The organism is Burkholderia sp. SJZ089 (assembly GCF_007828315.1).
Lineage (GTDB): Bacteria > Pseudomonadota > Gammaproteobacteria > Burkholderiales > Burkholderiaceae > Burkholderia > Burkholderia gladioli.
Genome location: NZ_VIUM01000017.1, coordinates 98,910 through 118,067 on the forward strand (window position 1 = coordinate 98,910; position 19,158 = coordinate 118,067).

The window sequence follows — 19,158 nt, forward strand, 5'->3', positions numbered from 1 at the left end:
AATCGAGCCGGCCGCGCGAGCCCGAGTTTCCCGAAGCATCCCGGCGGTGCCCCGCGCACGAGGCGCCGCCGCTTTCCGAGTCGTTTCGAGTAGTCACCACGATCATGCCGATTCACGTCACCGCGCTTCTGGCGCCCCTCAGCGAGGCCTCGCCCTGCGGCGAGGACCTGCTGTTCTCGTCCGAATTCGACGCGATCCAGCACGCGCGCAAATTCGACGATCCCTCGCTCGACCAGGGCGAATGGATCACCGAAATCAAGGAAGCCGACTGGGGCTTCGTGGTCGAGCAGTCGGTCGAGCTGCTCGGCACGCGCACCAAGGACCTGCGCCTGGCGGTCTGGCTCACCGAGGCGCTGGCGATCCAGGACGGCGTGGGCGGGCTGACCCAGGGCTACGAGCTGCTGGCGGGGCTGGTGCATACCTGGTGGGACCAGGTGCATCCGCTGCCCGAGGGCGACGACGCCGAATACCGGCTCGGCAATGTCGGCTGGCTGTCCGGGCGCACCGCCGAGCTGCTGCGCACCGTCGCGCTGACCGACGGCTCGGGCAGCGCCTATACCGCGCTCGACTGGGAGGTGGCGCAGCACGTCGCGCAGGCGGTACGGCGCGACCCCGACAATGCCCACGAAATCTCGCGCAACAAGCCCGCGGTCGAGCAGATCGAGGCCTCCAAGCGGATGACCTCGGTGGCCTTCTACGCCACGCTGCTGGCCAAGCTGACGGCGTTCCGCGCCGCGCTCGACGCGCTCGACGACGAGCTCGAGCGGCGCGCCGGCAATGCCGCGCCGAGCTTCCGCCAAGCGCGCGAGGCCTACGAAACGGTGCGCATGCTGGCCGAGCGTTTCGCCAAGGAGCAGGGTTACGTGGCCGAGGCGCAGCCGGTGGCGCCGCCGCCCGCGCAGCCCGGCCAGGGCGCCCCGCTCGAACGCGCCGAACCGAGCTTCAAGACCCCGCTTTCCCCGGAGCCGATCGCACCGATGCCCCACGTCCAGCCCGTTCAGCCCGTCCCGGTCCAGGTCGCCGCGCCGACCGTGATCGCCGGCATCCAGAATCGCGCGCAGGCCGTCGAGCAGTTGCGCGCCGTCGCCAAGTATTTCCGTGCCACCGAGCCGCACAGCCCGGTCGCCTATCTCGCCGACAAGGCCGCCGAATGGGCCGACATGCCGCTGCACCAGTGGCTGGCCTCGGTGGTGAAAGACGACGGCTCGCTGTCGCATATCCGCGAGCTGCTGGGCCTGAAGCCCGACGAGAACAACTGAGCGGGCGCCGCCTCGCGCGGCCGGCTTCATGAAAAAACGGCACCGGCGGGAGATCCCGTCGGTGCCGTTGTCGTTTCCGGCCTCGCCGCGCCCTTACTGGCTGACGCGGAACTCGATGCGGCGGTTGCGCGCCCGCCCGTCGGCGGTGTCGTTTGAGGCGATCGGCTGGTCCGGTCCCACGCCGGTGGTGGTCAACTGCTGCGAGGCGATGCCCTTGGCCACCAGGTAGCCCTTCACCGCGTCGGCGCGCGCCTGGCTCAGCGAGATATTGGTGGCGCGGTTACCCGAGTTGTCGGTGTGGCCGATGATGGTGACCTGCCGGTTCGCCAGCTTGCTCATCGCGTCGGCCATCTGGTCCAGGATCGCGCGGCCCTGCGGGGTCAGCGTGGCGCTGCCGGTCTCGAACTCGATGGTGCGGTTGGCCAGCGTCTGGTCGAGGATGCCCTGCTCGGAGGCGCTCACGCGCAGCGCGTTGCGGATCGTGTAGGTCGGGTTCAGCTGGTTGGCCATGTCGCTGGCCACCTGCTGGCGCAGCGCCTCGTTGCGGACCTCGCCCCTCACGTCGATCGAGGTACCGTCGATCTTCAGCTGTCCCTTGCTGATCTGCTTCAGTTGCGGGCCGATCAGCTTCTGCACGTTGGCGCTCCAGTTCGGCGGGGTGGTGACGTCGCCCACCTCGATCTGGTCGACCACGTTGCCGGCGCCGTAGGTGTCGCGCAGCTTCTGCAGCACGGCCGCCTTGGTGGCCTCGTCGGGCACCTTGCCGCCGGCCACCACCTGGCCCGGCGTGGCATTGGCCGGCGCCGGGGCCGACACGGTCGCGCCGGTGCCGGCGCCGGTGGCCTGGCCGCCGCCGGCGCCGTTCGCGACATTGGTGCCGGTCAGCACCGTGCCGCCCTGGGCGGTGCCGCCCAGCGCGCCGGCCGCGGCCGGCTGCATGGCGCCGCCGGCCGGCGGGATCAGGGTGGTGCGCACCGTCACGCCGCTGGTGTCGACGCGCGTGACGGTGGCGGGGCCCGCGTTGTCGGCGAAGGCGGCGCCGGGGCCGGCGAGCGCCGCGCCAAGCGCCAGCAGGGACAGCGTGGAAAGCGCGGCCGGCAGCAGGCGCCGGCGGTACGCGGAGGTCGTCATGACGTCAGGCCCCTCCGACGAAGGCTTCGCGGAACGTGTCGATCGCCACGCGCAGCGACAGTTGCGGTTGTTCGAGGTAGCTGATGAGCTTGCTGGTCGCGGGATCGTGTTGCGCATGGGCGTCGACCCATTCCGGATCGTCGATGTCGATGTTGTGTTGCGAGTAGGTTTGCGGGTCGACCACGCTGTGCAGCGTGCGCGCCGAGGCGCCGTTGAAGCCGATGATCAGCCGCTCGCGCTCGGCGATGCTGCCGATGAAGATCGCCAGCTCGAAATCGGCCTGCGAGACGAACGGCGAGATCAGCTCCATCCAGAACGCGGCCACCAGGCTGCGGTAGAACGGGTCGACCGGCAGCGGCAGGGTCAGCCCGCGCTCGATGTGCGAGGAGCCGCTCTGCATCACCGGGCGCAGCAGCGAGCCCAGCGCCAGCATCGCGCCGCGCAGCTTCACCGGGTGGCCGCTGGCCAGCAGCATCTGCTCCAGGCCGAACAGCGACTGGTGCTCGACGAAATCGTTGAAGGTGCCGTCGTGGCCGGGGCCGCCGGTGTCGATCGGCACGGTGGCGTCGCCCAGCGCCTGCAGCGCGCCGGCCGGCTCCTCCTTGCCGAGCAGCGGGCGCATCAGCGAGGCGGCGCGCTGCCAGAGCCGCGCGAAGGCCAGCGGGCTGCGCGCGATGAAGTTCAGCGGGCGCTCGACCTCCAGCGCGGTGGCGGCGAGGAACGGGAAGCGCCGGTTCGAGGCGTCGTGGCTGGCCACCATGTGGCCGGCGATCGCGAGCTTGCTGCGCGAGCCGATGAAGGCGAAGTGCATCGGCCGCGCGTTCTCGTAGACGATCTTCCAGCGCGGGTCGTCGGCCAGCAGCTCCATGGCCTGCGCGATCCAGCGGTCGAGCGTCTGCAGCAGCTGCGGGTTGTGCGGGCTCTTCACGAAATCGCCGCGCGACGGGATCTTGCCGAAGTAGGCGATCTGCGCCTGGACCGTTTGTGTCATTGCGCCCCCTGTGCGTTCGATGCGTTGGCGGCCGCGCCGTTGGCGGCCGTTGCGACGCCGGACGTGCCGGCAGGTGCCTGGGCCGTCGCGTTGACGGCGCCGCTCGCGCTGGTGTTCGCCACCGACGAGGGCAGGTGCAGGCCGCGCAGGCTCTGCTGCTGCGGCGCGTCGCCGCCACCGCCGCCGCCCGAGGGCTGCGAGGTGCTGATGATGCGCATCGTCACCGCCACGTTGACGTTGCCCTGCGTCCAGGCCAGGTCGAAGGTGCCGTCCGGGCGGCGCGAGCGCTGCGCCGAGTTGATCAGCTTCTCCAGTCCGTAGCGGCCCGGCTCGTTGACCAGGGTCAGCGTGCGACCGTCGAAGGTGGTGGCCGTCAGCGTCGCGCCCGGCGAGCCGCTCGGGTTCGGCCAGACGAAGTTGGTCCACTGCGGCGGCGTGTTGCGGTAGCGCAGCTGCTGGCCGTCGATCGCGATGGTGTACTCGGTGGTCCCGCTGCTCGGCTGCGGCAGGATCTGGAACACCGTCTGCGGCTCGGAGGAGGCCGCGCTGGTGGCCGCGCCGCCCGCCAGCGGCGCGACCCAGGTCGCGAAGCCGCTGGTGAATTCCGGCGTCAGCGCCAGACCCATGTCGCCCCAGGTGCGTGCCGTGAGCGTGTCGCCGCGGCGCACCGCGAGCGGCCCGAGCGTGGTGCCGACGAACTTCGAGATCGAGCCGTCCGGGCCGAACACCTGTGCAATCTCGCTCGCGGCGGCCTCCACCTTGGCGCCGGCGGAGAACGGGTACTTGTTCGCCAGCGAGGCCTGGAACGGCTGGTAGACCTGCGCGTTCCACACCTTGTTGACTTCCACCGAGGCCGGCTGGATCACCACCGAGAAGGCCTGCTGCAGCGGGCGCACCAGCAGCGGGCGCAGCGACTTGCGTTGCGAGTCGGTCAGGCCGGTCAGCATCTGCTCGTCGACGTACTTCAGCGAATCGGCCAGTTCCGAGCCGTTGCCGTCGAGCGTCTGCTGCATCAGCTGGCGCGCGCCGGGGCCGGGGTCGCCCTGGTTCTTGATCACGTTGAAGCGGGTGCGCACCTTGGAGAGCGTGTCCATGTAGCCCTTGAGCATCGACTGGCCGCCGTCGTGGGTCTGCACGATCCGGCCCAGGCCGATGAACTCCTGGCCGATCGGGCCCATCGGCACCTCGACCGGGTTGCCGTTGATGTCGATGTTGGCCGCCAGCTGCCCGCCCGGCTTGCGCGAGAACCACTGCTTGACCCAGTTCACCACGCCGGTCTGCGCCTTCTTGATCGACACGTTGGCCAGCGACGGGTTATCCCAGGAGGTCTGGTCGTAGGCGGTCTCGAGCACCTTGCGGATCGGCGAGTCCTGCGGGTCGCCGAGCTTGTTCATGGCGTCCACGGCCTGGCCGAAGCTGCCGAAGTTCTGCACCGCGATGCCCTGCATGAACTTCTGCCAGTGCTGGGCGTATTCGGTCTTGTACATGCCGACCAGCACCTTCTGGATCTGCTCGGGGCTGCCTTCCAGCGTCAGGTCGTCCTGCGAGGCGGTGTTGAGCACCCAGTCCTTGGCCTGCAGTTCCTTGGTGGCCGCGTCGCGGATCGCCGGCTGCACGTAATCGAACCAGGCGTCGCGCGTGAAGGTGCCGGGAATCGCGTAGCTGCCGGCCACCAGGCCGGTGTTGTCCTCGCCGACGATGCGCGCGATCGTCATCGGGGCATAACGCGTCGAGGCGCGCGCCTTGATTTCCTCGTAGACGCGCTGGCGGGCCGGCATGCCGCGCACCACGTGGCGCAGGTTCTCGCGGGTCTGGTCGACCAGCGCCAGGTTGGCGTCGATCATCGGCCAGTCGTTGTCCTGCACGCGCGACAGGTAGAAGGTGATCATGCGCTCGGCGCTGCGGATCATCTCGTCGCGCGGCATGTTCCCGCGATTGGTTTCCAGCCAGCCGCGCCAGAAGCGCGCGATCTGGTCGGTCAGGTGCGCCTGCTCGACGTGGCGCTTGTCCGACAGCATCAGGTAGGTCTTCAGCGCGTTGTAGGCGTCCTCGACATTGGTCGGCGAGGCGTCGTTGTAGAGCCCGCCCTGCGCCTGCGGCTGCAGCGCCGATTTGTCGGAGACCGGCACCGCGCCCGATTCGGGCGTGCGCGTCATCGGCGCGAGCTGGTCCGGATGCGCGTCGACGTCCTTCAGGAACGCGGCGAGATTGTCGGCCACCGGCGCCAGCATGATCTGGCGCACGCCGTTGTAGTACTCGGTGAGCAGGCGCTCTTCCAGGCGGTCGCCCTGGTAGAGGCCCAGCGAGACCGAGATCGGCTTGTCGCGGCGGAACTGCTCGAGCTGCTCGATGCGGTCCTCGAGGATGTCCATCGCCTGCAGGCGCGATTGGAGGTCGTTGCGGTTCTGCTCGAGCTTGGCGATGTTGTCGAGGTCGGCCTGCACGTTGGCCACCAGTTGCTGGTTGCCGATCGTCGACCAGGTCCAGCCGCCCAGCGCCAGTGCCAGCACCGCCACGAAGGCGAAGAAGGTGGCGTAGCGCATCCGCGTCTTGGCGGGGCTGGCGAACTGGCGCACCGTCTTGCGGTCCTCGAAGATCACCTTCGAGAACAGGTCGCGCAGGAAGAAGCCGTTCTTCGAGAAGGCGCTGTGCGGCTTGGGCAGGGCGCCGCCGTCCAGCGCGAAGCGCGAGGCGATGCGCTGCGCGGCGGCGGAATTGGTTTCGCCTTCCTGCAGCGCGCTGGTGAAGTAGAAGCCGCGGAAGATCGGCTTGTACTGGAACGGGTTGTTCTCGAACAGGGTGGCCAGGAAGGCGCGCAGGGTCGGCTTGATCGAGGCGAATTCGAGCGGGAAGCTCAGCTGGCCCGGCGAGAGTATGTTGCCGCGGCTGATCGACAGTTGCGCGACGCTGATTTCCTTGAGGCCGTCGTAGAGTTCCTCGAAGCGCTCGTCGAACAGCGCCACCACGTCGCGCTTCTCGTCGGGCTCGTAGGGCAGGGTGGCGCCCCACACGCGGTCGTATTCCTGGCGCTCGCTGCTGCTGAAGAACTCGGTGAAGCCGGTGATCAGGTCGGCCTTGGTGAACATCACGTAGACCGGCGCGAACACCTCCAGCTTCTCGGTCAGCTCCTGCACGCGCTGGCGCAGGTTCTTCGCCAGGTTGATGGCGAACTCGGGGCGGCTGCCGGTCAGCTCGGCGATGCTGGCGGTGACGATGATGCCGTTGATCGGCGCCTTGGGACGGAATTTCTTGAGCAGGCCGAGGAAGCCGATCCATTCGCTGCGGTCTTCCTCATGCACCGAGTAGCGGCCGGCGGTGTCGAGCAGGATGCCCTCGGTGGTGAAGAACCAGTCGCAGTTGCGGGTACCGCCGATGCCGTGGATCACCGCGCTGTTCTTGTCGGCGAACGGGAACTGCAGGCCCGAGTTGATCACCGCGCTGCTCTTGCCCGCCGCCGGGTTGCCGATCACGATGTACCAGGGCAGCTCGTAGAGCGCCGAGCCGCCGGACACCTGGCCGATCTTCGAGGTCTTGATGGTCTTGACCGTGTCCACCAGGCGCGCGCGCAGCGTGTCGAGCTCGGCGGCCTTGGCCGGTTCGACCGGGCTCACCGAGGCGGCCGCCGCCTTGTCGACCTGGGCCTGCTCCTCGAGCATGTCGCCGAGCTTGCGGTTGGCGCGCCGCACGCGCAGCCGCTTGATCAGCTTCACCAGCAGCCACAGCACCACGATCACCGCGAGGATCGCGAGCGGGTAGACGAAGCTGATCGCAAGGGCGTCCGCCACGATGAACAGGATCGCGGCGAGCGCGATGAACCCGAGGATCGAGAGCGTGCGCGGGTGAGTCAACACGTTGAGGATGCGTTGCATAGGACGGTCAGGTTCCGGTGCGAATCAAGGGGGTGAGGCAATGGCGCGTGCGCGCCGACAGCGTGAGGGCGGCGCGTGACGTCACGCTGTCAATCCTGCGCAAAGAGGGAAAAGGATGATGGCGGCGGCGGCGGGTGGGGCGCGGCGTATCGAGGCGGACGGGACGAACCGTGCGGGCAGGCAAGGGACGGGCGCGAGCGGCTCCCCCTGGTTTGCTTGGCCGGCGTGCCGGCTGGTCTCGTGGTTCATCTGCCCCATACCGCCCTCAGTGTGCCGACGCCGTCATTGCGGCGGCGGGTGCCCCAGTTTGAAACCGGGCTTATGGTATTCGACGTGGCCGAGGTCCATCATTTTCCACCGGCCACCCCAGGTCAAGCCGACCTGCTCCGCGACTTGTCCGTACAGCTGATAACCGCGCATGGCCCAGGGATCTTTTTCGGAAATCACCAGCTTGCCGTCGCGCAAAAACGCATTGTCGGCGGCCAGGCCGAACTGGTGATAACTCTGGTACGCGGCCGCATTGGTCACGTTCGAGCCGATCGCGGCCAGCCGGTTCTGCCGCTCCGGGCTGCGATATCCCTCCAGCAGCGCCATTTCGTATCCGTATTGCTCGTGCATGATCTTGTAGACCAGCAGCAAGCGCGTGCGGAAATCCGGGTCCAGCAAATTCCAATCGCGACTCGCATCCTTCAGCGCGGGCCGGATCTGCTCGACTTCGCGCGTGGCGAATACCTCGGGAGGCAGCGGCGGCGGCGGGACGAGTTGCTCGCCTTGCAGCAGCGCGGCGATCTTCTCGTCGGGAACGCGTATGGTGTCGTCGTATTGGAATAATTGCCGACCGCGTAACGCAATCGCGATCAACGGAGGCGTCGCAAGAATACCCGTCGCGCAGATAATCAGCAAGCGGCGCCGGACCAGTAAGTTTTGCAGTTCATTTAATGAGCTCTGTGAAAATTTTGCCGATTTAACAATGTGGCTTCGCGTGCGCGTGGCGCGATCGGAAACGCGGCGGCTTAATCGCCCGTGAAACTGCGCGACCGTGGAGAAAACGCTGGTGCGCACGCCCGGTAATAACAGCATGGCGGCGATCAGCACGGCGATGGCGAAATACGCGATCAGTACGACGGCAATCACAGAAAACCCCGGATTTTACAATCGATTGTCTTTTAGAAGGCTTGCTCTTAGAATCAGGCCTGCTTCGAGTCGGCCGGACGATATTATTGCGGCGAATTAAACTAGGATTCAACGAGACATTGAATGAGCGCGCCGGAAGATTCAAATCGGAAAGCTTCACCCCCCCCCAGTCTGCTTTCTGAACCGGGCCAGGCTGCCGGTCAGAATGGCTCGCGTATTCTCGCCAATCTCGAAGGGCGGGTGGCGCCTCAGCAGGCTGGCGAAACCGCCGCCGCCTCGCGTTCGCGCAAGGGGCCGCTGGCGCTGATCGCGCTGGCCGTGATCGCGGTGGCCGGCTGGGGTGCCTGGCGCATCAATTCGCACAACGCTGCGGCGCCTGCCGTCACGGCCGCCGCGAGCCCGGCATCGGCCGCGGCCGCCAGCGGCGCGACGCCGGCCACGCTGGCCGCCGCCTCCGCTGCCGCCGCGAGCGAGGCCTCGGGCACCCAGGCCGCGCAGGCTGCCGGCGCCTCGGACGCGGCGCCGCAGACAGCCACCATCGTCAACGACGAACCCGCTTCGGCCGGCTCCGGCAACCGGCTCTCGCAGGCGCTCGCCAACGGCGCGACCGATGCGTCCTCGAACGCGACGGTAGCCGCCGGCGCGGCGGCGACGGTGGCGGCCGCGGCGGTGGCCGGCAAGGCCGGCGCCAGCGCCGCCGGAGGCAAACAGGATGTGGCGGCCGCCAAGGGCAAGCCGCAGCACCAGACCAAGGCCGAGGCGCGGCTCGCCGCCGCCGACGCCAAGCGCGAGGAGGCGCACGCCAGGCAGGAACTGGCCGCCAAGAAGCGCCACGACCGCCAGCTCGAGGCCGCCGCCAAGCGCCGTTCGGCCGGCACCACGGCGAAGAAGCCCGACGATCCGGATGCCGACCTGCTGGCCGCCCTGGTGGCCCGCACCAAGCCGGCCGACCCGGGCGTGCCGCTGTCGGCCAAGCCGCGCAAGGAAAAGGCCGCGCCGGTGCAGAAGGTGGCCGCCGATACCGGCTCGCTGGCCGCGCGCGTGAAGGAGTGCAGCCAGCGCGGTTTCTTCGAGGATCAACTCTGTCGCTGGCGCGTCTGCGATGGTCACTGGGGCAAGGATCCGTCCTGCCCGAGTTCGGCGAACCAGAACCGCCAACCCTGACCCTGACGAGATGCCGGCCCGCGCGCCGGCATTTTCATTTGCGCGATGCCGGGCGCGGTGCATTCCGGCTTCTCGCCGATCTCCGGCCGACCTTTCGTCGACTTCCGTCGATTTCTCGCCAGCCCCGCGCCGGTCTGCTGCTGGTCTGCCGCCGGATTTGCCGCCGGTCGGCCGCCGGTCGGCGCTTCGTCATCCTGAGCTTTGGACCCGCGCCGGATTGATTCGCGGTTCTCCCCGGCTTTCGCTATGCTTCGTTGCCGGCGACGTGTCGCCCGCGCCCGCGCCCGCGCTTACGACGCGCTTTCGAGCGGGCGCCGGCCGGCTTTCGCTGTCGCGCCGACGCGACGCGATCGTGGCAGCCAGATGACGCGCCATCATGCTGACACGCGCATCGGCGAAACAGGAGGGGGGGCGTGCCGTGGGTGGCGGACGGTGCGCGGCAGGCGGCGCACAGGATAGGCAGGACAGTCGATGAAACCAGAAATGATCATTCCCACGTACGGCGCCGACATGAGCGGCATGGTCTGCGCGTTCCGCTTCGCGCCGGACGCGGCCGGGGTGCCCGTGGACGCGACCGAGACCAGCCTGCGCCTGCTGGACGTGCCCGTGAAGGGTGCCGCCCAGGGCGAGTTCCAGTGGCTGCATTTCAATCTCGCGCACGGCGCCAGCGAACGCTGGATGCGCGCCCATCTGGGCCTGCCCGAGAGCTTCTACGAATTCCTGCGCGAGGGCTCGCACTCGACCCGCATCGAGCAGCAGGAAGGCGTGCTGCGCGCGGTGGTCAACGACGTGATGTTCAGTCTCGACATGGAGGCGGCCGAGGTGGCGACGCTGTGGGTCTATGTCGATCGCCGCATGATGGTGACCGCGCGCCTGAAGCCGCTGCGCTCGGTCGACACGCTGCGCGAGTGCGTGCGCCAGGGCGAGCGCTTCCGCTCGCCGACCGAGCTGCTGATCCACCTGCTGCGCGACCAGGCCGACGTGATGCAGCACATCGTGCGGCGCGCGGCGGTCGACGTGGACCGCATCGAGGATCGCTTCCTCTCGCAGCGGCCCACCGCCAACCGCGAGCAGCTGGGTTCGATGCGCCGCAGCCTGACGCGGCTGCAGCGCATGCTCGCGCCCGAGCCGGGTTCGATCTTCCGGCTGCTGGCCAAGCCGCCCGCCTGGCTGCTCGGCGAGGACGTGCAGGAGCTGCGCGAATCGACCGAGGAGTTCTCGCTGGTGCTGGCCGACCTGGCCGGGCTGGTGGAGCGGATCAAGCTGCTGCAGGAAGAGATCACCTCGCGGCTCGACGAACAGAACAACCGCACGCTGTTCACGCTGACCCTGGTGACCGTGATCGCGCTGCCGATCAATATCGTGGCGGGCTTTTTCGGCATGAACGTGGGCGGCGTGCCGCTCGCGGAGAACAAGCACGGCTTCTGGCTGATGGTGCTGTTCGTCACCATGTTCACCGGCCTGGCGGCCTGGTGGGCGTTCTGGCGGCGCGGCGACCGCTGAGGCGAGCGCCGGGGTGAGTGCCGGGGTGAGTGTTGATGCCGACGACGAGGCGGCCACCGCGCGAGCGGACGCCTCACCTCACCGTGCCGCACTGCGCCGGCGGCGTCAGCGCAGCCAGCGGATCGCGGTTTCCCCCAGCACCATGCCGAGCAGCCCGATCAGCGCGACCAGCGGCGGCGCCGGCGAACGCACGTTCAGCACCCCATAGAGCACACCCACGCCCAGCCCGACGCCGAGCGACACCGCGTAGTCGATCATCCTGGTTCTCCCCTTGCCCGCGGCCGGCTCGTTCACGGACGGATCAGCACGCGTTCGCGTGCGCCCGTCAATACCGCGCGATACGCGTCCTGCGCGCGGCCCAGCGCGTAGACGTGCTCGGGCGTGATCGGGAACGGCCGCAGCGTGCCGGTCTCGAAGGCGGGCGCCAGCTCGTCGAGGATGCGCGCGCAGGCCGTGCCGTCGAGCGCCAGCGAATCGACGCCGACAAAGGTGTGCTGGCCGCGGTAGAACGCGAAGATGTCGAAGGGCACGCTGCGCTCGATCGTGGAGATGAAGACCTGGCGCGCGCCGATCGCCATCGCCGCATTGGCTGCCGCGAAATAGGGGCTGCCGACCGTGTTGTAGACGATGTCGGCACCGCGCCCGCCGGTCATCTCGCGCACCGTGGCGGCGATGTCCTGGCTGGAGGCGTCGAGCACCGGCACCTCGGCGCTGGCATGGCCGCGATAGACGCCGGCGCTGCGCTCGACACCGATCACGCGCGCGCCGCGCGCGGTGGCGAGCTGGATGGCGGCCTGCCCGACCTTGCCGTTCGCGCCGAACACCAGCACCACTTCGTCCGCCTGAGGCATGCCGGCCCGGCGCAGGCCCTCGTAGGCGGTGATGAAGGGCACGCCCACGCCGGCTGCCTCGTCGAGCGTCATCGAGGCGGGCTTGCGGCGCACCTGGGCCGCTTCCACCAGCATCTGCTGAGCATGCGAGCCGTCGCGGCGGATTCCCAGTTCGCCGCCCGAACCCCAGACCGCCGCGCCGACCCAGTCGGCCGGGCCCAGGCGCACCACGCCGGCCCAGTCGCGGCCCGGGGTGCGCGGCCAGACCGCGTGCGGCATGTTGCCGAGCGCGGCCTTCACGTCGCTCGGGTTGACGCCGGCGGCGTGGATGTCGATCAGCATCTGGCCGTCGCCGACCACCGGCGAGGGGCTGTCTTGGATCGGCGCGAGCAGGGAATCGATGTCGCGGGCGGCGGTGTCGAGGACGATGCGTTGCATGGCGGAAACTCCTGTCAGTTGGGGCGATGACTGAATCGCTCAGTCGATGGATGCCAGTCTAGGCAGCCGCGATTGACGCGGAAATCCGCAAAGGTGCATCATCGCTTTGCGAAAAATGCAAAGCCAAACCCGGCTGCTTTCCATGGAATCGATCCTCTCCCCGCACCTGGCGCTGTTCGTCGACGTCGTCGAACTGCAGAGCTTCTCCGCTGTCGCGCGGCGTCACGACATGGCCGCCTCCTCGGTGGCGCGCCGCATCGACCAGCTCGAAGCCCAGCTCGGCCTGCGCGTGCTGCACCGGAGCACCCACGCGATGCGGCCGACCGAGGCCGGCCAGTTGCTCTACGAGCGCGCCAGGTCGCTGCTGGCCGGCATGCGCGGCCTGCAGGCCGAGCTGCACAAGCAGCGCGACGAGCCGGGCGGCCTGCTGCGCATCGACTGCCCGGCGCCGTTCGGCCGGCTGCACCTGATGCCGGCGCTGGCCGCCTTCATGCGGCGCCACCCGGCGATCGTGGTCGAGCTGGTGCTGACCGACAGCATGGTCGACCTGCCCGGCGAGCGGCTCGGCGCCGAGGTGGACCTGGCGCTGCGGATCGGGCCGGTGGCGGCGACCCGTTTCGTGGCCACCGTGCTCGCGCCGCAGCGCCGCGTGCTGTGCGCGAGCCCGGCCTATGTGGCCGCGCGCGGCGCGCCGCGCTCGCTCGAGGAACTGGCGCGCCACGACTGCCTGGCCTGGCACGGTTCGCCGCCGCCGGGCGCCTGGCGCTTCGGCGAGCATCGCCACGCACCCGACGCGCCGCGCTTTCGCAGCAATCATTCGGAAGCCCTGCTGGCGGCGGCGGTCGAGGGGCTCGGCATCGCCCATCTGCCGACCTGGCTGGCCGGCGTGGCGCTCGCCAACGGCGTGCTGGTGGCCCTCGAGGTCGGCGGCGCGGCGCCCGTGCTGGAGGACGCGACCATCCATCTGCTGCGCCAGCAATCGGGCGGCAGCGCGCGCACCCAGGTGCTGCTCGAATTCCTGCGCGACTGGTTCGCCGATCCGCCCTGGCAGCGCGTCGCGGCGGGGGCGTGAGGGTGTAAAGGCGGGCGGCCCGGGGCGGGCCGCGCCGGAACTACGCCGCCGCGCGGCGGTCCAGTCTGGATGCCGTTTCGATCGAAGGGAGGAGGGCTCCATGCAGCGTCGTGATGCGTTTCGTTGGCTGGCCGCCGGGGCGGCCTCGCTGCTGCTGGCCGGTTGCGCCACGCTGGGCCTGGATTCGCCGCGGATCGGCGTGGTCGGCCTGGAGCCGCTGCCGGGGCAGGGGCTGGAGATGCGCTTCAACCTGAAGCTGCGGGTGCAGAACCCCAACGACAGGCCGATCGACTACGACGGCATCGCCCTTTCGCTGGAACTGAACGGCCGCGCCTTCGCCAGCGGCGTGAGCGACGCGCGGGGCACGGTGCCGCGCTTCGGCGAGGCGGTGATCGCCGTGCCGATCACCGTCACCGCCTTCGCGGCCGCGCGCCAGGCTTTCGGCTTCGCCGACGCGGCGGCTTCGGGGCAGGTGCCCTACCGGTTGAGCGGCAAGCTCTCCTCGGGCATGCTCGGCGGCGTGCGCTTCAGCGATGCCGGTTCCCTGAGCCTGCCGGCGATGTCGGGCTACGGCGCTTATTGAATGCGAGTCGAGCAGGTCTCGAGCGCAAGCCGCGCGGCGCCCGATTCCGGCGTGCCGCGAGCCGAACCAGGGCCGCGCCGGCCGCCGTTGTCACACCGCCGCGCTTGGGCCATCCGGCGCGGCGGGCGATAATCCGGGCTGCCGCGAACCGGTCCCGCCCGGTTCGTGCCCGTTTTTCCCGCTTTCGCCCGAGTTGCCGTGACCGATTACCCGCCCCTCCACTTCATCGATGCAAACGGCGCCGAGCGCGCGCTGCGCTGGCGTTCCGAGGCCGGTGCGCCGCCGCCCAAGCGCGTCGTGGCGGCCGACGACACGACCACGGCGGACGCCGCCTACCGGCTCGCCTGCGAGGGCACCGCGCTGGTCTGGCAGGGCGATTTCCAGAACGCGCGCCAGTTGCTGCAGGCGCTGGCACGCCGCATCGACCGCCGCCACAAGAAGGCGCCCGAATCCTCGGTGGACGCCTTCAACCTGCATCGCCTCGCCCAATCGCAGCGCGCCCGCACGCTGGGCATGCTGCTGATCCCGCTGGAAGCCGATTACCAGATCGCGCTGCGCCGCGCGCCCGACCTGCGCGAGGCCTGCAGCGAGGCCTACGGGCCCGGCGGCGAGCCTTCGGTCGCCTCGCTGCGCGAGCTGCTGGGCCTGGTCGGCGCGCACGAATGGCGCAAGAAGGGCGTCGAGATCCCGGCCCTGGGCGCGCGCATCCATCCGCATTACGGGGTGTTCTCGCCGGTGCGCGGCGAGTACGTCGAGCTGGTCGCGCGCGCGCCGCTGCCGGCCGGTGCCGCCGCGCTCGCCTTCGATATCGGCACCGGCACCGGCGTGCTCGCGGCCCTGCTCGCGCAGCGCGGCGTGGCGCGCGTGACCGCCACCGACCAGGACCCGCGCGCGCTGGCCTGCGCCGCCGAGAATCTCGAGCGGCTCGGCCGCGACCGGCAGGTCGAGCTGCTGAGGACCGACCTGTTCCCGCCGGGCCGCGCGCCGCTGGTGGTCTGCAATCCGCCCTGGGTGCCGGCGCGGCCCAGCTCGCCGATCGAGTACGCCGTCTACGATCCCGACAGCCGAATGCTGAAGGGCTTCCTGGCTGGCCTGGCCGCCCATCTCGAGCCGGGCGGCGAGGGCTGGCTGATCCTCTCGGACTTCGCCGAGCACCTGGGCCTGCGCACGCGCGAGGCGCTGCTGGGCTGGATCGACGCGGCGGGGCTGGCGGTGCTGGGCCGCGACGACATCAAGCCGGTCCATCCCAAGGCCGGCGACGCCAGCGACCCGCTGCACCGCGCCCGCTCGGCCGAGATCACCTCGCTCTGGCGGCTCGGCGCGCGCGGCTGAGGCCGGCCTTCGGGCGAGTCGCGCGAATTTCGGTAAACTGCCGCCATTCCACCCGCATTCCTGCCGATGTCGCGCCGGTTTCACCGGTGCGGCCCCGGCCGTTCCCGCCCCATGTCGAACAAGACCTACGAAGTCCGTCCCGAGCAATCGGTCGAGCTGCTCAAGGAGCTGCACATCCTGACGCGCGACGGCAAGATGAATCAGGACAGCCGCCGCAAGCTCAAGCAGGTCTACCACCTGTACCAGTTCATCGAGCCGCTGCTGGAGAGCGTCGCCGCCGAGCGCGGCGGCGTGAGCCTGGTCGACCACGGCGCCGGCAAGTCCTATCTGGGCTTCATCCTCTACGACCTGTTCTTCAAGTCGCGTCCGGCGGCTGGCTCGCATATCTACGGCATCGAGACGCGCGAGGAACTGGTCGAGCGCTCCACCGCGCTGGCCGCGCGGCTCGGTTTCGGCGGGATGTCCTTCGAGACGCTGTCGGTGGCCGAGTCGATCGACTCGCCCAGGCTGCCTGCCAGCATCGACGTGGTGACGGCCCTGCATGCCTGCGATACCGCCACCGACGACGCGATCCGCTTCGCGCTCGCCAAGGAGGCGCGCCATATCGTGCTGGTGCCCTGCTGCCAGGCCGAGGTGGCCGGCGTGCTGCGCCGGAACAAGGGCAAGTCGCTGTCCAGCGCGCTGGCCGAGGTGTGGCGCCATCCCATCCACACGCGCGAGTTCGGCAGCCAGATCACCAATGTGCTGCGCTGCCTGCAGTTGGAGGCGCATGGCTACCAGGTCAGCGTCACCGAGCTGGTCGGCTGGGAGCATTCGATGAAGAACGAGCTGATCATCGCGCAGTACAAGAACCTGCCGCGCCGCAAGCCCAGCGAGCGCCTCGACGAGATCCTCGGGATGTTCGGCCTGGCCGAGCTGAACCAGCGTTTCTTCGCGCCGCGAGCCGGCGAGGCCGCCGGCGCCTGAGTCGCTAACTGAGTCGGTAATTGAGCCGGCAACCGAGTCGGCAACCGCGCCAGGCCTGCCGGGCCGCGCTCAGTTGCCTGCTTCGGGGCGGTCGTCCTGGCCGTCCTCCGTCATCCATTCCCGCCAGCCCGCGTGGCCGAGCCGCCGCAGCGTGGCCTGGTTGCGCTCGTAGATCTCGGCCGCGTCCGGGAAGGCCTCGACCGCGCGATCGATGCTGGCCTCGCGCAGCAGGTGCAGGATCGGATAGGGCGCGCGATTCGTGTAGTTCTCGATGTCCTCGGGCTCGCTGCCGTCGAACTGGTAGCGCGGGTGGAAGCTCGCGATCTGCAGCATGCCGTCGAGCCGCAGTTGTTGCAGCAATTGGTCGGCGAAGTGGATTGCGTCGCTGAAGTCGGCGAACTCGGCGAAGGCGAACGGGAAGATCACCAGGGTGGTGTCGATCGCCTCGGGATCGGCCTCGGCGAGCGCGCGCAGCTCGGTCTCCAGGTCGGCGAAGGCCTCCTCGAAGCGGCTCGCCCGGCTGAGCGCGTAACGCACCTGGCCCTTGACGTGCACGCTCTTGGCGAACGGGCACAGGTTCAGCCCGATCACGGCGCGCGTGAGCCAGTGGCGCGTGGCGGCGAGGATCTCGGCTTCGGATGGATTCATGGTCGGGGACGGTGGCGAGGCGGGGGCTGGCATTGTAGCGGGGCGGGCAGGGCGCGGCCGATCGTGCCGCCGCGCCCGCCACTCCCCCGCGCCGGCGGCCCTCAGGCGCAGGCCGCCTCGATCATCATCCGCACCACGCGCGGCGCGGCGCCGATCGGGCTGTCCTCGCCGCGATAGGTCTGGCTGGCCGCGTAGATGCCCTCGATCACCAGCGCGATGCCCTCGGCCAGCACGCGCGGCTCGCGCGCGCCGGCGCCCTGCGCGAGCGCCAGCAGCCGGCGCATCAGCTCGGCCTTGTTGTCGGCCACCGAGGCGCGCGCGGCATGGTTCGGATCGGGAAACTCGACAGCCACGTTGATGAACGGGCAGCCGCGGTAATCGGGCGCCGCCGCGCGCACCGCCAGCTCGTCGACGTACTTCAGCAACTGGGCCTTCGGATCGTCGGGCAGGCGCCGCGCGTCCTCGTCGAAGCGATCGAAATAGTGCTCGTTCTTGCGCTCGAGATAGGCCAGTACCAACTCGTCCTTCGAGGCGAACTGGCGATACAGGCTCATCTTGTTGACGCCGGCCTGCTCGACCACGGCATCCACGCCGACGGCCCGCACGCCTTCCCGGTAGAACAGCGTCTCGGCCGCGTCGAGCAGCTGGGCATGGGCGGTCGCGCCGGCCGTCGGCGAACGGCGCGAGGCGCTGGCGGATTTGGCGGAAGCTGCGCTCATGAACAATAACCTCGATTGATGCGGGTGAATTGAATTCGACGCTTGACATGTTACCGAGCGGTAACTACGATCGCAAGCTCTTGTGACTGAGCGGTAACGCCGCGGTCGCACCGTCAACGGGGTCAGTAAGCCGGCGCGCATCGCTCAGCCCGGCGCGGCCGCAACTGGAGTGGTTGGGATGAACTGGATTGCAGCGAGCGCTCGCGGGCGTTTCCATTACGGCTGGGTGGCGGCCGCGGTCGTGTTCCTGATCCTGCTCGCCGCAGCCGGCACGCGCGCCACGCCGAGCGTGCTGATGGTGCCGCTGGGCAACGAATTCGGCTGGAGCCGTGCCACGGTCTCGCTGGCGATCTCGATCAATATCGCGCTTTATGGCCTGACCGGGCCGTTCGCGGCGGCCGCGATGCAGCGCTTCGGCCTGCGTCCCACCATCCTCACCGCGCTGGTGGTGATGGGCACGGGCGTGGCCCTGTCGTCGATGATGACGGCCACCTGGCAGATGGTGCTGATCTGGGGCGTGATGGTCGGCAGCGCCACCGGCGTGGCCGCGCTGACGCTGTCGGCGACCTTCGTGAACCGCTGGTTCGTGGCGCGCCGCGGGCTGGTGATGGGCATGCTGACGGCCAGCTCGGCCACCGGCCAGATGGTGTTCCTGCCGATGCTGGCCTCGATCTCGGAGCATCACGGCTGGCGCCCGGTGGTGCTGGTGGTGGCGGTGGCGCTGGCGATCGTGGTGCCGCTGGTGATCTTCCTGCTGCCGGAGCGGCCCGCCGACGTACAGCTGCGCCCTTACGGCGAACCCGAGGATGCGCCGCGCGCGGCCGAGGCGGCGAAGCAGAATCCGCTCGCCACCGCCTTCGAGGCGCTGTTCAGCGCTGCGCGCCGTCGCGACTTCTGGCTGCTGTTCTTCAGCTTCTTCATCTGCGGCGCCAGCACCAACGGCTATATCGGCTCGCACCTGATCGCGATGTGCAGCGACTACGGCATGAGCGAGGTGCAGGGCGCCTCGCTGCTGGCGGCGATGGGCATCTTCGACCTGATCGGCACCACCGCCTCGGGCTGGCTGTCGGACCGCTACGACAGCCGGGTGCTGCTGTTCTGGTACTACGGGCTGCGCGGACTGTCGCTGATCTACCTGCCGCACGCCTTCGGCATCGACTTCTTCGGCCTGCCGCTGTTCGCGGTGTTCTACGGCCTGGACTGGATTGCCACCGTGCCGCCCACCGTGCGCCTGGCCACCGACATCTGGGGCAAGGAGCGCGCGCCGATCGTGTTCGGCTGGATCGTCGCGGGCCACCAGCTCGGCGCGGCCTTCGCCACGCTCGGCGCCGGCCTGCTGCGCGCGAGCCTGGGCACCTACACGCTGGCCTCGATGATCTCGGGCGGGCTGTGTATCGTCGGCGCGCTGATCGTGCTGCGCATCGGGCGCGGCCGTACGCGCAGCGTGCCGCAGGCGGCCTGAGGCGGGTGCGACGCGCGGGCAGAGGCTGGGAGCTGGGTTCCACAAGCAGGCCCGCGC

The 19,158-nt window shown here is 69.6% G+C and carries 16 protein-coding genes; 8 read left to right on the forward strand and 8 right to left on the reverse strand.

Going from position 1 to position 19,158, the window contains the following annotated elements:
- The first annotated feature begins 104 nt into the window (after positions 1-104).
- Positions 105-1,259 carry a type VI secretion system protein TssA gene (gene tssA / locus FB600_RS27760; protein WP_096749825.1) on the forward strand — a complete coding sequence of 385 codons (1,155 nt, stop codon included), beginning with the start codon at positions 105-107 and terminating at the stop codon, positions 1,257-1,259.
- 93 nt (positions 1,260-1,352) lie between these two features.
- Here the strand turns inward: tssA and FB600_RS27765 are convergent, their stop codons facing one another.
- The 4 genes from FB600_RS27765 to FB600_RS27785 all read right to left on the reverse strand — a co-directional run bounded on the left by FB600_RS27765 (position 1,353) and on the right by FB600_RS27785 (position 8,384).
- Positions 1,353-2,390, reverse strand: coding sequence for an OmpA family protein (locus FB600_RS27765; protein WP_042284858.1), 1,038 nt, complete (start codon positions 2,388-2,390; stop codon positions 1,353-1,355).
- 4 nt (positions 2,391-2,394) lie between these two features.
- Positions 2,395-3,381: a type VI secretion system-associated protein TagF gene (gene tagF / locus FB600_RS27770; RefSeq protein WP_013696472.1), complete on the reverse strand. Its 987-nt coding sequence runs from the start codon at positions 3,379-3,381 to the stop codon at positions 2,395-2,397.
- Positions 3,378-7,250, reverse strand: a complete 3,873-nt coding sequence (tssM, locus tag FB600_RS27775; RefSeq protein WP_096749824.1) for a type VI secretion system membrane subunit TssM — start codon at positions 7,248-7,250, stop codon at positions 3,378-3,380. The genes tagF and tssM overlap by 4 nt, the downstream gene beginning before the upstream one ends.
- 282 nt (positions 7,251-7,532) lie before the next feature.
- Complete coding sequence (locus tag FB600_RS27785) at positions 7,533-8,384, reverse strand: M15 family metallopeptidase (RefSeq protein ID WP_096749823.1); 852 nt, start codon at positions 8,382-8,384, stop codon at positions 7,533-7,535.
- A 123-nt stretch (positions 8,385-8,507) separates the two neighbouring features.
- On the opposite strand from FB600_RS27785, the gene FB600_RS27790 reads away from it, so the two are divergent.
- Both FB600_RS27790 and FB600_RS27795 read left to right on the forward strand, forming a co-directional pair.
- Positions 8,508-9,548, forward strand: coding sequence for a phage tail protein (locus tag FB600_RS27790; RefSeq protein ID WP_145757704.1), 1,041 nt, complete (start codon positions 8,508-8,510; stop codon positions 9,546-9,548).
- Between the two features lie 471 nt (positions 9,549-10,019).
- Positions 10,020-11,051: a transporter gene (locus FB600_RS27795; protein WP_017921682.1), complete on the forward strand. Its 1,032-nt coding sequence runs from the start codon at positions 10,020-10,022 to the stop codon at positions 11,049-11,051.
- A gap of 105 nt (positions 11,052-11,156) precedes the next feature.
- Here FB600_RS27795 and FB600_RS27800 read toward each other — a convergent pair whose 3' ends face one another.
- Positions 11,157-11,309 carry a DUF1427 family protein gene (locus tag FB600_RS27800; protein WP_013696477.1) on the reverse strand — a complete coding sequence of 51 codons (153 nt, stop codon included), beginning with the start codon at positions 11,307-11,309 and terminating at the stop codon, positions 11,157-11,159.
- Positions 11,310-11,341: 32 nt separating this feature from the next.
- Positions 11,342-12,319: a zinc-binding alcohol dehydrogenase family protein gene (locus FB600_RS27805; protein ID WP_096749821.1), complete on the reverse strand. Its 978-nt coding sequence runs from the start codon at positions 12,317-12,319 to the stop codon at positions 11,342-11,344.
- A 142-nt stretch (positions 12,320-12,461) separates the two neighbouring features.
- Between FB600_RS27805 and FB600_RS27810 the strand changes: the two genes are divergently transcribed.
- The 4 genes from FB600_RS27810 to FB600_RS27825 all read left to right on the forward strand — a co-directional run bounded on the left by FB600_RS27810 (position 12,462) and on the right by FB600_RS27825 (position 16,272).
- Positions 12,462-13,391, forward strand: a complete 930-nt coding sequence (locus FB600_RS27810; protein WP_096749820.1) for a LysR family transcriptional regulator — start codon at positions 12,462-12,464, stop codon at positions 13,389-13,391.
- 100 nt (positions 13,392-13,491) lie between these two features.
- Positions 13,492-13,974 (forward strand): LEA type 2 family protein, encoded by a 483-nt coding sequence (locus tag FB600_RS27815; protein WP_017921200.1) that lies wholly within the window; start codon positions 13,492-13,494, stop codon positions 13,972-13,974.
- Between the two features lie 198 nt (positions 13,975-14,172).
- On the forward strand, positions 14,173-15,306 hold the full coding sequence (locus tag FB600_RS27820; protein ID WP_145757703.1) for a methyltransferase: 1,134 nt from the start codon (positions 14,173-14,175) through the stop codon (positions 15,304-15,306).
- Positions 15,307-15,417: 111 nt separating this feature from the next.
- Positions 15,418-16,272, forward strand: coding sequence for a class I SAM-dependent methyltransferase (locus tag FB600_RS27825; RefSeq protein ID WP_098154606.1), 855 nt, complete (start codon positions 15,418-15,420; stop codon positions 16,270-16,272).
- Positions 16,273-16,341: 69 nt separating this feature from the next.
- On the opposite strand, the gene FB600_RS27830 is transcribed toward FB600_RS27825, so the two are convergent.
- Together FB600_RS27830 and FB600_RS27835 are read right to left on the reverse strand one after the other, a co-directional pair.
- Entirely contained in the window at positions 16,342-16,920 is a 579-nt protein-coding gene (locus FB600_RS27830) for a DUF1415 domain-containing protein (RefSeq protein ID WP_013696483.1), read from the reverse strand.
- A 101-nt stretch (positions 16,921-17,021) separates the two neighbouring features.
- Entirely contained in the window at positions 17,022-17,639 is a 618-nt protein-coding gene (locus tag FB600_RS27835; RefSeq protein WP_013696484.1) for a TetR/AcrR family transcriptional regulator, read from the reverse strand.
- Positions 17,640-17,817: 178 nt separating this feature from the next.
- Here FB600_RS27835 and FB600_RS27840 point away from each other — a divergent pair, with 178 nt between their 5' ends.
- Complete coding sequence (locus FB600_RS27840) at positions 17,818-19,101, forward strand: MFS transporter (protein WP_013696485.1); 1,284 nt, start codon at positions 17,818-17,820, stop codon at positions 19,099-19,101.
- Positions 19,102-19,158 lie beyond the last annotated feature (57 nt).